Origin of the sequence: Streptomyces globisporus, from assembly GCF_003501885.1 — a bacterium.
Taxonomy (GTDB): domain Bacteria; phylum Actinomycetota; class Actinomycetes; order Streptomycetales; family Streptomycetaceae; genus Streptomyces; species Streptomyces globisporus_D.
The window spans coordinates 1-12,063 of sequence record NZ_QWFA01000187.1 but is presented as its reverse complement, the minus strand read 5'-3'; the positions used below and the strand labels follow the sequence as shown (position 1 = coordinate 12,063).

The 12,063-nt window shown below is 72.6% G+C and carries 15 protein-coding genes and 1 pseudogene; 7 read left to right on the top strand and 9 right to left on the bottom strand.

Going from position 1 to position 12,063, the window contains the following annotated elements; genetic code table 11:
* Nucleotides 1-222: pseudogene (locus D3105_RS34975) on the bottom strand (hypothetical protein); the annotation flags it as partial.
* A gap of 68 nt (nucleotides 223-290) precedes the next feature.
* On the opposite strand from D3105_RS34975, the gene D3105_RS27340 reads away from it, so the two are divergent.
* Together D3105_RS27340 and D3105_RS27335 are read left to right on the top strand one after the other, a co-directional pair.
* Nucleotides 291-1,055 (top strand): DUF4239 domain-containing protein, encoded by a 765-nt coding sequence (locus D3105_RS27340; RefSeq protein ID WP_118905653.1) that lies wholly within the window; start codon nucleotides 291-293, stop codon nucleotides 1,053-1,055.
* Nucleotides 1,056-1,238: 183 nt separating this feature from the next.
* Nucleotides 1,239-1,808 (top strand): hypothetical protein, encoded by a 570-nt coding sequence (locus tag D3105_RS27335; protein ID WP_118905652.1) that lies wholly within the window; start codon nucleotides 1,239-1,241, stop codon nucleotides 1,806-1,808.
* A gap of 91 nt (nucleotides 1,809-1,899) precedes the next feature.
* Here the strand turns inward: D3105_RS27335 and D3105_RS27330 are convergent, their stop codons facing one another.
* Nucleotides 1,900-2,382: a hypothetical protein gene (locus D3105_RS27330; protein ID WP_118905651.1), complete on the bottom strand. Its 483-nt coding sequence runs from the start codon at nucleotides 2,380-2,382 to the stop codon at nucleotides 1,900-1,902.
* Between the two features lie 336 nt (nucleotides 2,383-2,718).
* Here D3105_RS27330 and D3105_RS27325 point away from each other — a divergent pair, with 336 nt between their 5' ends.
* Nucleotides 2,719-3,381, top strand: a complete 663-nt coding sequence (locus tag D3105_RS27325) for a class F sortase (protein ID WP_118905650.1) — start codon at nucleotides 2,719-2,721, stop codon at nucleotides 3,379-3,381.
* A 67-nt stretch (nucleotides 3,382-3,448) separates the two neighbouring features.
* On the opposite strand, the gene D3105_RS27320 is transcribed toward D3105_RS27325, so the two are convergent.
* Complete coding sequence (locus D3105_RS27320; protein ID WP_118905649.1) at nucleotides 3,449-4,300, bottom strand: polysaccharide deacetylase family protein; 852 nt, start codon at nucleotides 4,298-4,300, stop codon at nucleotides 3,449-3,451.
* A gap of 152 nt (nucleotides 4,301-4,452) precedes the next feature.
* Between D3105_RS27320 and D3105_RS27315 the strand changes: the two genes are divergently transcribed.
* Entirely contained in the window at nucleotides 4,453-4,914 is a 462-nt protein-coding gene (locus D3105_RS27315; RefSeq protein WP_118905648.1) for a universal stress protein, read from the top strand.
* 15 nt (nucleotides 4,915-4,929) lie between these two features.
* On the opposite strand, the gene D3105_RS27310 is transcribed toward D3105_RS27315, so the two are convergent.
* On the bottom strand, nucleotides 4,930-6,135 hold the full coding sequence (locus D3105_RS27310) for a CapA family protein (RefSeq protein WP_118905647.1): 1,206 nt from the start codon (nucleotides 6,133-6,135) through the stop codon (nucleotides 4,930-4,932).
* Nucleotides 6,136-6,402: 267 nt separating this feature from the next.
* Between D3105_RS27310 and D3105_RS27305 the strand changes: the two genes are divergently transcribed.
* The gene (locus D3105_RS27305) at nucleotides 6,403-6,975 is read left to right on the top strand and encodes a sigma-70 family RNA polymerase sigma factor (protein WP_118905646.1); all 573 of its coding nucleotides are present in this window, start codon (nucleotides 6,403-6,405) and stop codon (nucleotides 6,973-6,975) included.
* Here D3105_RS27305 and D3105_RS27300 read toward each other — a convergent pair.
* Entirely contained in the window at nucleotides 6,909-7,106 is a 198-nt protein-coding gene (locus tag D3105_RS27300; protein ID WP_118905645.1) for a zf-HC2 domain-containing protein, read from the bottom strand. The genes D3105_RS27305 and D3105_RS27300 overlap by 67 nt on opposite strands.
* Before the next feature lie 112 nt (nucleotides 7,107-7,218).
* On the opposite strand from D3105_RS27300, the gene D3105_RS27295 reads away from it, so the two are divergent.
* Nucleotides 7,219-7,737, top strand: a complete 519-nt coding sequence (locus D3105_RS27295; protein WP_118905644.1) for a hypothetical protein — start codon at nucleotides 7,219-7,221, stop codon at nucleotides 7,735-7,737.
* Between the two features lie 9 nt (nucleotides 7,738-7,746).
* Here D3105_RS27295 and D3105_RS27290 read toward each other — a convergent pair whose 3' ends face one another.
* The 4 genes from D3105_RS27290 to D3105_RS27275 all read right to left on the bottom strand — a co-directional run bounded on the left by D3105_RS27290 (nucleotide 7,747) and on the right by D3105_RS27275 (nucleotide 11,637).
* Nucleotides 7,747-8,937 carry a sensor histidine kinase gene (locus D3105_RS27290; protein ID WP_118905643.1) on the bottom strand — a complete coding sequence of 397 codons (1,191 nt, stop codon included), beginning with the start codon at nucleotides 8,935-8,937 and terminating at the stop codon, nucleotides 7,747-7,749.
* Nucleotides 8,934-10,439, bottom strand: coding sequence for a cation acetate symporter (locus D3105_RS27285; RefSeq protein WP_118905642.1), 1,506 nt, complete (start codon nucleotides 10,437-10,439; stop codon nucleotides 8,934-8,936). The genes D3105_RS27290 and D3105_RS27285 overlap by 4 nt, the downstream gene beginning before the upstream one ends.
* Nucleotides 10,436-10,798, bottom strand: a complete 363-nt coding sequence (locus tag D3105_RS27280; protein ID WP_006129159.1) for a hypothetical protein — start codon at nucleotides 10,796-10,798, stop codon at nucleotides 10,436-10,438. The genes D3105_RS27285 and D3105_RS27280 overlap by 4 nt, the downstream gene beginning before the upstream one ends.
* A gap of 86 nt (nucleotides 10,799-10,884) precedes the next feature.
* Nucleotides 10,885-11,637 carry a LytR/AlgR family response regulator transcription factor gene (locus tag D3105_RS27275; RefSeq protein ID WP_030584585.1) on the bottom strand — a complete coding sequence of 251 codons (753 nt, stop codon included), beginning with the start codon at nucleotides 11,635-11,637 and terminating at the stop codon, nucleotides 10,885-10,887.
* Nucleotides 11,638-11,708: 71 nt separating this feature from the next.
* On the opposite strand from D3105_RS27275, the gene D3105_RS27270 reads away from it, so the two are divergent.
* The coding region (locus tag D3105_RS27270; protein WP_206272913.1) for a zf-HC2 domain-containing protein at nucleotides 11,709-12,063 on the top strand (355 nt) is incomplete at its 3' end.

Sequence of the window (12,063 nt, the reverse complement as noted above, 5' to 3'; positions counted from 1 at the left end):
GCCGCCACCGCCGCCCGTGGCGGCGGAACCGCCGCCTCCACCACCTCCACCGCCTCCGGCACCACCGCTCCCGGCACCGGCCCCGAAGCCCTCGCCGCCGCCGAAGCCCCCGGTGCGGACCGAGCCGCCGGAACCCCGGCCCATCGCGCTGCCGACGTACCGCAAGCCGACCCGCAAAGAGCCGCGGAGCGGGCCGTCGCTGGTGTCGCTGACGCTGCTCATCACCGCCCCGGCGGTGTTCGCCGTCGCCGTCCTTCGGCCGCGGTCATCCCGCTGACCAGGAGAGATGCATGTCCGAATGGCTCGTACTGAGCATTGCCATGGCGTCCGCCTGCGCGGTCGTCCTCATCATCGTCGTCCTGAACAACCGGCGGGTCGGGGATGACGACGATCCCTCCGAGACCCCCGACGTCATCGAGTACATGACGATGATGATCGGCGTGGTCTACGCGATCGTCCTGGGGCTCGCCATCGCCGGGGTCTGGGAAGGTCGCAGCGCAGCCCAGGAGTCCGTACGCATCGAGGCGCAGGCTCTGCACGAGGTGCAGGCGCGGGCGTCCGTCTACCCGGCGGAGGTCCGCGACCGTATCCGGGCGGACGTCGACGCCTATGTCAGCCATGTCGTCAACGACGAGTGGAAGGTGATGTCGGAGCGGAACACGCTCACCGAGCGCGGCACCGAACTGCTGGACAAGGTGCGCGCGGACGTCACCGGCTACGAGCCGAAGACCGATCACGAGGGGCAGGCCTACCAGCCGCTGGTCGACCAGGTCGCGGCGGCGGACGACGCCCGCAGCTCACGGGGGCAGAACGCCGGGGCGACGATGCCCGGGGTGGTCTGGTTCGGACTGATCATCGGGGCGCTGGTGACCGTGGGGCTGATCTTCACGCTCCAGATCCGCAGAACGTTCCGCGAACTGCTCCTGGCAGGCCTGTTCAGTGCGCTGATCGCCTTCCTGCTCTTCCTGATCTGGGATTTCGACGCGCCCTTCGGCCGGGGCATCTCGGCCACCGCCGACCCCTTCATCGACATGTTCCCGGGTATCACCCGCTGACCCCCGCTCCCCCGGCCGACCAGCAGACCGGTGCGCCGGTCGGGGGACAGCGTGACCCATTCGCCGGACCCCGATCGCGGGTCGGGAGGACCCCTCCTAGCGTGTCGGGCATCGAGGTGCATTTTTCCTGCTATGTGGAAATTGGTTCCGCAGCTGCCCCTCGGGGAACCCGGAGGATCCACCATGCGCGCGATACGTGTCGCACCGCTCGCCCTGCTCGGCGCCGGTGCCCTGACGCTCCTCGCCCCGTCCGCCGCCTTCGCCGCGCCGGACGGGGCCTCCAGCACGTTCAATCCGACGATCACCCCCTCGGTCATCTCACCGGGCGGCCGGGTCACCCTCGGCGCCGGTGGCTGCACGGGCGAGACGACCGTCAGCTCGGGCATCTTCGACACCACCACCATCCCGAGCGGCAGCACGACGGCCACCGCCACCGTCGACTCCGACGCGCGGCGGGGTGCCGTCTACGCGGTGACGTTCACGTGCGGCTCCACCGGCACCTCCCGGAACGTCAACCTGACGATCACCGGCGGCGCCACGAGCAGCCCCACGCCCACCCCGACCCCGACGCCCACCACGGTCCCGACCGCCAGCTCGACGGCGCTCGTGCCGGGCGGGGTGCGCGGCGGCCTCGGCGGCAGCTCCGGCACCACCGACACGGTGGAGGTCGCAGCCGGCGGGGCCCTGGTGGTCACGGCGGCCTCGGGCGCCCTCTACTTCGCGCGTCGCCGTAACGCCGACCGCCGCCACTGACCGCGAGCATGTGGCGCACGGCAGTCGCCCCGGGTCCTCATCCAGGACTCGGGGCGACGGGCGTATCGGGCCGGGCGGGAGGTTCGACGCCTTAGAACGCCGCATGGCTCGTCCGCCGGCGCCGGACGAGGAAGACCGCGCCGCCGACGGCCGCAGCCGCCACCAGACCGCCGCCGACCTGCATCTCGACGGAGCTCGGGCCCATCGAGCCGCCGAGCCCGCCCTGCGCGCCGTTACCGGCGAGGACGGTGAACTTGTGTGTCGCGATCCGGTTGTTGTCGTTGCACTTGACGGACAGGTGGTACTGCCCCGGGGTCGTGTTGTCCCGGACCCGGGCGTGGGCGTAGTTGGTGCCGTCACCCGCGGAGAGGGTGGTCGTCGGGAACGCGTTCGACCAGACCTTGCCGCCGTGGCCGCAGCCCTGCGCGGTGATCTTCAGCGTGCCACCCTGGTGGACGGACTGAGGGTTGACGGCGACGTTGACCGGGCCGTTGGTGGCGGCGGCCATGGGGGCCGCGAGCCCGACGGCCGCGAAAGCGGTCGCGGTGACCGCGAGAGCGCGTGTAGCACGCATCGTGTGAACCTCCAGCGGGAAACGCCCCCGGGGGCTGGTCCCCCGGTGGATCGACGAGAACGTCTCCCATGACGAACACTCACCAGTCGACGAGTGCCTCGCACTTCGGCATTGCTCCACCTTGATGACGCGACACGCCGTGCGGGAAGCTCCAAATCTGACGGAGCCGCAGGTCACGGGCCGTCAGAAGTTTTATCTGCTCATTAGTCCGATGGGCAGTCAGCCATCAGGGGCACCCGGCCGGGGACCGCCCCGCCGCCACCCGTTCGCCTCTCCCTGATCGCCGACCCGGCGCGACGCCCTTAACGTTCACAGCGTCGCGACGAAGGGAGAACCATGGGCCGGGACTACGCCGGGGGCGAGCGGACCAGACGGGTGCCATGGGGTGCGATCGCTCTGGTGATGCTCAGCGGCCTCGCTCTCATGCGCAACGGCACGGAGTTCTCGGAGGCGGGCCCGCCGCAGCCCGCGGCCGCCGCCTCGCTGGATCTGAGCAAGGACGCCCCTGGCCCGCCGGTGGAGGGCGAGCCGGTGCAGCCGCTGCCGTACGCCCCCGCCTCCCGGGTGAAGATCGGGTCCATCGACGTGGACGCGCCGATCATCGACGTCAACCTGGACGCCAACGGGTGGATCGACGCCCCGCCAGCCGAGGACCCCAACCTCGCCGGCTGGTACCAGAACGGCATCGCCCCCGGCCAGCGGGGCACCGCCGTGGTCGTCGGCCATGTCGACAACACGTCCGGGCCCGCGGTCTTCTACGGACTCGGCTCGCTCCAGAAGGGGCACCGCGTCGAGGTCTCCCGCTATGACGGCCGGGTCGGGATCTTCGAGGTGTACGGGGTGGAGGTCTTCTCCAAGAACGACTTCCCCGGCCCCCGCGTCTACGGCGACACCGGCCACGCGGAGCTGCGCGTGATCACCTGCGGCGGGGGCTACTCCAAGGCGGGCGGCTACGACGGCAACGTGGTGGTCTTCGCCCGGCTCGTCGACACCCGCTGACCGAACGCGTCCCGACATGGCTGTGTCCCCGGTGGATCGCCGGGGACACAGCCATACGCGTGCGCGCTCAGACGCGTTGCGGCACCGTGATGCGGTAGCCGGCCTCCAGCAGCCGGGGAAGATAGCGGCGCAGGGCGGCGACGCTCTGCGAGCGGTCGCCGCCCGCGTCGTGCGAGAGGACGACGACACCGGGGGCCGCGCCGTCCAGCACCCGGCGGACGATGGTGCCGGTTCCCGGCTCCTTCCAGTCGAGGGTGTCCACGGTCCACGCCATCGGCTCCATGCCCAACTCGGCCCCGATCTCGAAGGAGTTGCGGTTCCACGCGCCGTAGGGGGCGCGGTACCACAGCGGCGGGGCGCCGAGCACCCGCTCCACCACGTCGCTGGTACGCCCCAGCTCGTCGCGGATCGCGGGGCGGGAGAGCTTCGGGATCAGCGGGTGGGACCAGGAGTGGTTGCCCACCACATGCCCGTCGTCGGCCATCTCGCGCAGCAGGTCCGGGTTGCCGTCGGCCATCTCGCCGCAGACGAAGAACATCGCGCGGACCCGGTGTTCGCGCAGGGTGGCCAGGATGTCCGGGGTGTACAGCGGGTCGGGCCCGTCGTCGAAGCTGAGGACCATCGAGTGCCCGAGGTCGGGAAGGTGCTCGAAGGGCCGGGTGCGCACCGGCGGCCTGGCCGGCCCAAAGCGGGCCGGGGTGCCCGCGGTCATGGGGTCGAGCCGGTACGGGGAGGGCCGGCCCCGCACGTTCACCGGAGGCCCGGCGGCACCCGCGGGCGGGGTGCCCGCGGTTCGGGCGGGGCGGCTGGGCGTCGACGCCGGATCGGCGACGGCCAGGTGCACGGCGGCGGCGGTTCCGAGGCCGAGGGCGATCCTCAGCAGGGTGCGGCGCTCGGGTCCGGTGTGATCACGTGTCATGGCCAACTGCTCGCACGGCCGGACGTCCGCCCCGGCCCTCGACACCGCATGCCGACCGTTTTGTACCCGATCGACGCAGTATGTTCATATTCGCCGGGGCCTGCCGACGGCCCGACCACTCCCTCCCCGGACGAGCCGATAGCCTCGGAGCCGTGACAGAGCAGCAGCCTCATCAGTTCGAACGCGGTACGGACGGCCCCAAGGTGATCGTCGCGGGGCTCGACGGCTCCGATTCGTCGATGCGCGCGGCGGCCTACGCCGCGGGACTGGCCCGCCGGCAGAAGGCCATGCTGGCCCTGGTGTACGTCCAGCCGGTCATGACGGCGGGCGCCGCCCTGGGCGTACCGGTCGGTGACGCGACGGGGGAGGTCGCGGACGCCCTGGTCTCCGAGATCCGGGAGGCGACGGAGCGCCTCAGGGACGCATGGGACGTGCGCTGGGAGTTCCACACCTTCCGGGGCGACCCCTACAACGGGCTGGTGACGGCGGCCGACGAGCTGAAGGCGGACGCGGTGGTGGTCGGGGCCTCGGAGTCGGCCGGGCATCGCTTCATCGGTTCGGTGGCCGTACGCCTGGTGAAGGCGGGGCGCTGGCCGGTCACCGTGGTGCCGTAGGGGCCTGGACGACCACTACTCGCCCATGAGGAGCCCGTCCTCGTCCGCGCCCCGGTCGAGGACGACGGTACGGATACGGTCGCGGACCTGGCGCAGTTGCTCTGCCGCTTCACCGGAAGAGCCGAGGGAGGCGTTGAGGTTGACGGCGCGTCCGGTGACGGTGTCGTACCACTGCGGGACGAACTCCGCCTTCTTCACCTTCCAGCGCTCACCGGGTTTCGCGGGCGGCGCGAAGGTGAAGCGGCCCATCGAGCTCTGGTTGCCGCGCGGGTCCTGGGCACCCTCGTAGTTGATCATCGCTCCGGCGATCTGGTCGCCCATGCCGTAGACGACCCAGGTGCCGTTGACCTTCTCGTACGCCTGGGGCACATGGGCGTGGGTGCCGATGATCAGGTCGATGTCGGGGCGGCCCCCGTCCGTGGAGGCGGTGAGCCGCTCGGCGAGTTCCAGTTGCTGCGCGTCGGGCTCGTCCTGCCATTCGGTGCCCCAGTGGGCGGAGAGGACGACGACGTCGGCGCCGGCCCGGCGGGCCGCCCTCGCCTCCTCGACGATCTTCCGTTCGTCGGTGACGTTGACCGTCCAGGGCCGGCCGGCGGGCAGCGGGATGTCGTTGGTGCCGTAGGTGTACGCGAGGTGGGCGACCTTGGCCGCACCCTTCCCCGGTCCGGCGGGCAGGATCGTGGGCCGGGCGGCCTCTGCGGCGGTGCGGGCGGAGCCGGCGTGCCGGATGTCCGCCCGGTCCAGGGCGTCGAGCGTGCGCCGGACCCCCTCGGCCCCGTCGTCGAGGGTGTGGTTGGAGGCGGTGGAGCAGGAGTCGAACCCGGTGGTGCGCAGGGCGGTGGCGATCTCGGGGGGCGACTTGAAGCTCGGGTAGCCGGTGTAGGGGCCGCCCTCCTTCCCGTACACGGTCTCCATATGGCAGAACGCCAGGTCCGCACCGGAGACGACCGGGGCGACACCGGCCAGCATCGGGGCGAAGTCGTAGCCGGCGCCGCCCGCGTCGACGGCGGCCTGGTCGATGACGGAGGAGTGCGGCAGGACGTCGCCCGCGGCGAGGAGCGTGAACGGGCGGGGCCCGTCGGCACCCTGGCTGCCCGCGCCCCGGGCCGCGGGCGGCCCGCTCGGCGCGGGGGTCGTGGGCTGCTGCCCGGTGCAGCCGGTGGCCGCGGCGAGCAGGAGGGCGATGGCGGCCACGGTGCCCGGTCGGATGCGCTGCGTCATCTGCTCGACTCCATGTTCGGATGATTACGACTATCCGACTACATAGATCTTCATATCGCACAAGCAAGGAGCATTGCCGCATACCTAGCTGAACTGGTCGTACCGGCCGACCCCGACGGCCCCTCGACCGTTCACCGCACCATTCGCCGCACTGAGCGACCGCTCGTCGCACGCCTCGGTGCACCGCCTGTTCCCGCGCCGCCGAATGCGTTCGTATACGCCAGTCGGCAACGCGGCCGTCAGGGGACTCGGCGGGAGAGGACGTTCATGAAGACCACCACGACGACCGACGAACGGACCCTGGCGGAGTTGCAGCGGGAACACGGCCCCGCCCTGTTCCACTTCCTCCTCGGTCTCACCTTCGGGGACCGGCAGCGGGCCGAGGACCTGGTGCAGGAGACCCTCGTACGCGCCTGGCAGCACCCGGAGGCGTTCGACGCGCCCTACGACTCGATGCGGCCGTGGCTGTTCACCGTGGGCCGCCGCCTCGCCATCGACGCGCGGCGCTCCCGCCAGGCCCGCCCCGTCGAGGTCAGCGACACGGTGCTGGAGAGCACCCCGGACTCCCTGGACACCGCGGACCGCGCGGTGCGCACCCTGGACGTCCGGGAGGCGGTCCGCACGCTGAGCCCGGAGCACCGGGCGGTGCTGGTGCAGATCTACTTTCGCGGGCTGAGCGTCGGCGAGACGGCGGAGGTGCTCGGGATCCCGGCGGGGACCGTCAAGTCCCGTTCGTACTACGCCCTGCGGGTTCTCGCGCGCACGCTGCCCGGCTACTCCCGCAGGTCCTCGGCCCGGAGCAGCGCCAGCAGGGCGGAGGCCTCCGCCACCTCCACATAGACCCGGGCGCAGCCGTCGCAGCCCTGGAGGTGGCGGGCGACCCGGCAGGTCTCCTCGGCTTCCAGGGCGTCCAGGACGTACGCACCCAGCAGCAGGCGCACATGCCGGTCGTCGCCGGGGTCGGCACTCATTCGCAGCCTCGCATCTCCTGGGCGATCCTCCCCTTCTGCCCACGCGGGGCGTCCGCCCCCGGTTCAATGCTGCGTGAAGCCCGGTACCGAGCAAGGAAAGAGGCGAGACGGGATGCGTCCCGAGGATACGGATGAGGCCGGTGGGAACGGGCTCCGGGTGCCGATGACCTGGCTGACCACCGAGTATCTGGCCGACGAGCTGCTACGGACCGGCGATCTGATGGAGCCGACGACGCTGGAGTTCCGGGCGGGGCGTGACGCCCTGGCGCTGACGATGTTCCTGTGCGAGTTCCCCCGGGACGCGCCCGCCCCGCGGGCCCTGCCCGAGCCGCGGGTCGACGAACTGCGCGTGCTCACGGCGTACGAGGGCACCTGGCGCAGCTGGATCTGCGAGCGGCTGGCGGAGTCGCAGCGGTGCGCCGAGCCCGGCGACCCCGATCTGGCGCTGGCCCGCGCGGCCTGGCGCTGGCTGGAGGAGACCGAACTGCTCGCGGCGGACCTGGACGCGATCGGCCCCGGCCCCTGGGAGGCCGCGGCCGACGCCGCGGGCGGCGACCAGGAGGTGGGGATCTGGACGCCCGCCTGGCAGTTGGGGCTGCCGCTGGGGCATCTGGCCGTCCATCTGTGCTGACGGCCCTCTTCAGGAACCGTGCACGCCCGCACGGTACTTGGGCAGCCGCAGCGTGATCTTCATGCCCGCCCCGACCCCGGTCTCGATGACGAGTCCGTAGTCGTCCCCGTAGACCTGGCGCAGCCGCTCGTCGACGTTGAGCAGTCCGATGCCGGTGGAGGCGCCGCCCTCGCCGCGCAGAATCTGCCGCAGCCGCTCGGGGTCCATCCCCGTCCCGTCGTCCTCGATGACCACCTCGGCCTCCGATCCGGCGTCCAGGGCGCTGATGGTGATCCGGCTGCGGGTGACCGCCCCTTCGAGGCCGTGCTTGACGGCGTTCTCCACCAGCGGCTGGAGACACAGGAACGGCAGCGCGACCGGCAGCACCTCGGGGGCGACCTGGAGGGTCACGGCGAGGCGTTCGCCGAAGCGGGCGCGGACGAGGGCCAGATACTGGTCGATCGAGTGCAGTTCGTCCGCCAGGGTGGTGAACTCCCCGTGCCGGCGGAACGAGTAGCGGGTGAAGTCGGCGAACTCCAGGAGCAGTTCACGGGCCTGTTCGGGGTCGGTGCGGACGAACGAGGCGATGGCCGCGAGCGAGTTGAAGATGAAGTGCGGCGAGATCTGCGCCCGCAGCGCCTTGATCTCGGCCTCGATCAGCTGCGTACGGGAGCGGTCCAGCTCGGCCAGTTCCAGCTGGACGCAGACCCAGCGCGCCACCTCCCCCGCCGCCCGGGCCAGCACCGCCGACTCACGCGGGGCGTAGGCGACGAGCGCGCCCAGCACCCGGTTCTCCACGGTGAGCGGGACGGCGACGGCCCAGCGCAGCGGGCAGTCGAGGTCGCCGCAGCCGCTGTCGAAGGCGGTGTCGCGGCCGTTGTCGAGGAGCACCTTCAGATGCTCCATCACGTCCTTGCCGTGGTGGTGCCCGGCGCCGTCCCAGACCAGCACCCGCTCCCGGTCGGTGAGGCAGAGGGCGTCGGTGCCGAGGAGGGAGCGCAGCCTGCGGGCGGCCCGGCGGGCGCTCTCCTCGGTGAGCCCGGCCCGCAGCGGCGGGGCGGCCAGCGACGCGGTGTGCAGGGTCTCGAAGGTGGCGTGCTCGACGGGCGTGCCGACGTCGCTGGGGCGCACCGGGCGGGCGGTACGACGGCCCAGCAGATAGCCGGCGCCGAGCAGCAGCGCGGCGAGGACGACGACCACGGCGCCGGCGGCCCCGGTCATCGCTCCCTCCCCGCGGCGGCCCGTGCCGAGGAGAGGGCTTCGGGGAGGTGGAAGCGGGTCATGGCGGCGTTGGTGCCCGGGGGGATGCGCCCCGGGGTGGCGAGCGAGACAAGGATCATCGCGAGGAAGCCCACGGGGACGGACCAGACGGCGGGCCAGGCGAGCAGGGCGTGCGGCCAGCCCGGTGGACGTACGGCGCCGCTGACGGTGATGGCCACGGCGAGGAGCGCGGACCCGCCGCCGAGCAGGAGCCCCGCGACGGCCCCGGGCGGGGTGAGCCGCCGCCACCAGATGCCGAGGACGAGCAGCGGGCAGAAGGAGGAGGCGGATACGGCGAAGGCCATGCCCACCGCGTCGGCCACCGGCACCCGGCTCACCAACAGGGACCCGGCGAGCGGCACGGCGATGGCGAGGACGGTGGCGAGCCGGAAGTGGCGTACCCCGCGCGAGGGCAGGACGTCCTGGGTGATGACCCCGGCGACGGCCATGGTCAGCCCGGAGGCGGTGGACAGGAACGCGGCGAACGCCCCGCCGGCGATCAGCGCGCCGAGGAAGTCGCCGCCGAGTCCGCCGATGACCCGGGCGGGCAGCAGCAGGACGGCGGCGTCCGCGTCTCCCCCGTACCGCAGTTCGGGGGTGTAGAGCCGGCCGAGCGCCCCGTAGATCGGCGGCAGCAGGTAGAAGAGGCCGACCAGGGCGAGGACGGCGACGGTGGTGCGGCGCGCGTCGCGGCCGTTGGGGCTGGTGTAGAAGCGGACGACGACATGCGGCAGGCCCATGGTGCCGAGGAAGGTCGCCACGATCAGCCCGTACGTCGCGTACAGCGGGTGGTCCGCGCGGAAGACGGCGAGCTGGTCGTCGAAGCTGACCCGGGGGCCGCCGTCGCCCTGCCAGGCGAGGACCAGGAAGAGGGCGGGGACGAGGAGGGCGGTGAGCTTCAGCCAGTACTGGAAGACCTGGACGAAGGTGATGGAACGCATGCCGCCCGCGGCGACGGCGGCGGCGACGACCGAGGCGACCAGCACGTCACCGAGCCAGCCGGGGGCGCCGGTGAGGATCTTCAGCGTCAGCCCCGCGCCCTGGAGCTGCGGTACGAGGTAGAGCCAGCCCGCCCCGACGACCAGGGCGCTGACGAGGCGGCGGACCTGCCGTGATTCGAGCCGGCCCTCGGCGAAGTCCGGCAGGGTGTACGCCCCGGAGCGGCGCAGCGGTGCGGCGACGAAGACCAGGAGCACCAGATATCCGGCGGTGTAGCCGACCGGGTACCAGAGCATGTCGGGGCCGTGGACGAGGACGAGCCCGGCGACGCCGAGGAAGGAGGCGGCCGAGAGGTATTCGCCGCTGATCGCGGCGGCGTTCAGGCGGGGCCGCACGGTGCGGGAGGCGACGTAGAAGTCGGAGGTCGTACGGGAGATGCGCAGGCCGAAGCCACCGACGAGGACGGTGGCGAGGACGACGAGGGCGACCGCCACCCAGGACGCCATGTGGTCGGGGGCGCTCACGGGGCGGGGCGGCCCTCGACCAGCCGGGCGAAGTCGCGTTCGTTGCGCTCGGCTCTGCGGACGTACCACCAGGCGGCGAGGGTGAGCGGCGGGTAGGTGGCGAAGCCGAGGACCGCCCAGACCAGGGCGGAGCTGTTCAGCGCCTCGAACAGGAGCGGCAGGGTGCCCGCGACCAGGGCGAGGACGCCGAAGACGGTGAGCCCGGCGCGCAGCTGGCCGCGCATCAGCGAGCGGACGTAGGCGCCGCCGAGGGCGGTCTGCTCGTCGATCTCCGACTGGGTGCGGTAGCGGGGCAGCGGGCGCACCCGCCGCGGCTCTCCCGTGACCACTTCGCGCCGGGGGGTTGGCTCTGCGGACATGGGCTCGGAGTGTAGGCGTCGCCGGGTGGTGCTGGGAAGGGTGCCGGGTAGGTCTCCCCAGGTCAGCGGCGGCCTCCCGGCTTGGGTCAGCGGCCGCCCTGGCGCATCAGGAGGTCGCGCAGGGCGCGGGTGTGGCGGCGGCTGACGGCGAGTTCGGCCTCCCCGATGCGCACGCTCATGCTGCCCGCGTCCAGGCGCAGCTCGTCGATCCGGCCGAGCGCCACGAGATGGCGGCGGTGGATCCGGACGAAGCCGCGCGAGCGCCAGCGCTCCTCCAGGGTGGTCAGCGGGATGCGGACGAGATGGCTGCCGCCGGCGGTGTGCAGGCGGGCGTAGTCGCCCTGCGCCTCGGCGTAGGCGATCTCGTCGATGGGGATGAAGCGGATGACGCCGCCGAGCTCGACCGGGATCTGGTCACCCGCGCTGTCGTGGACGGGCGCGGACCGGTCCCCCACCTGTTCGGCGACCCGGCGGACGGCTTCGGCCAGGCGCTCACGGCGGACCGGTTTGAGGACGTAGTCGACGGCCTTGAGGTCGAAGGCGTGGACGGCGAAGCCCTCGTGCGCGGTGACGAAGACGATCAGCGGGGGCGCGGCGAATCCGGCGAGGAGCTGGGCGACGTCGAGACCGGTGAGACCGGCCATGTGGATGTCGAGGAAGACCACGTCGATCGCGGACGGGTCGTCGGGGCCCGCGTCCACCGCGCTGCCGATGCGGCGCAGTGCCTCGGTCGCACCGGTGGCGCCCTCGGCGCTGCGGACACGGGGGTCGGCGCGCAGGAGGTAGAGGAGTTCCTCCAGGGCGGGTTGTTCGTCGTCGACGGCGAGTACGCGCAGCATGAGGCCGGAGTTTAGGCCGTATCAAGGGCTGTGGCTTGAGTGATGCGTGGCTTGTTCCCGTACCGCAGTACATGCAGACGACCGAACCCCACGTCCGGGTGGGGGCCTATGCGCTGGGTGTGCTCGGGAGCGCCGATACCTTCCGATTCGAGGAGCACCTGGCGGACTGCCCCGGGTGCCGGGTGCGGGCCGGCGAGTTCGCCGGGGTGCGGGACGGTCTGGCGGTGGTGGGCCCGCCGCTGGCCCCGGGGCCCGGGCTCGCGGAACGTCTGACGGCCGCGGTGGCGGCGGGGCGGCGCAGGGCGGGCAGGCGGCGGCTCGCCCTGGTGGCGGCCGCGGTGGTACTGGCGGTGGGCGGCCCGGCGGCGGTGGCCGGGCTGTCGGGCGGTCCGGCGGAGGGGGCGGGCACGCAGCGGTGGTCCGGGA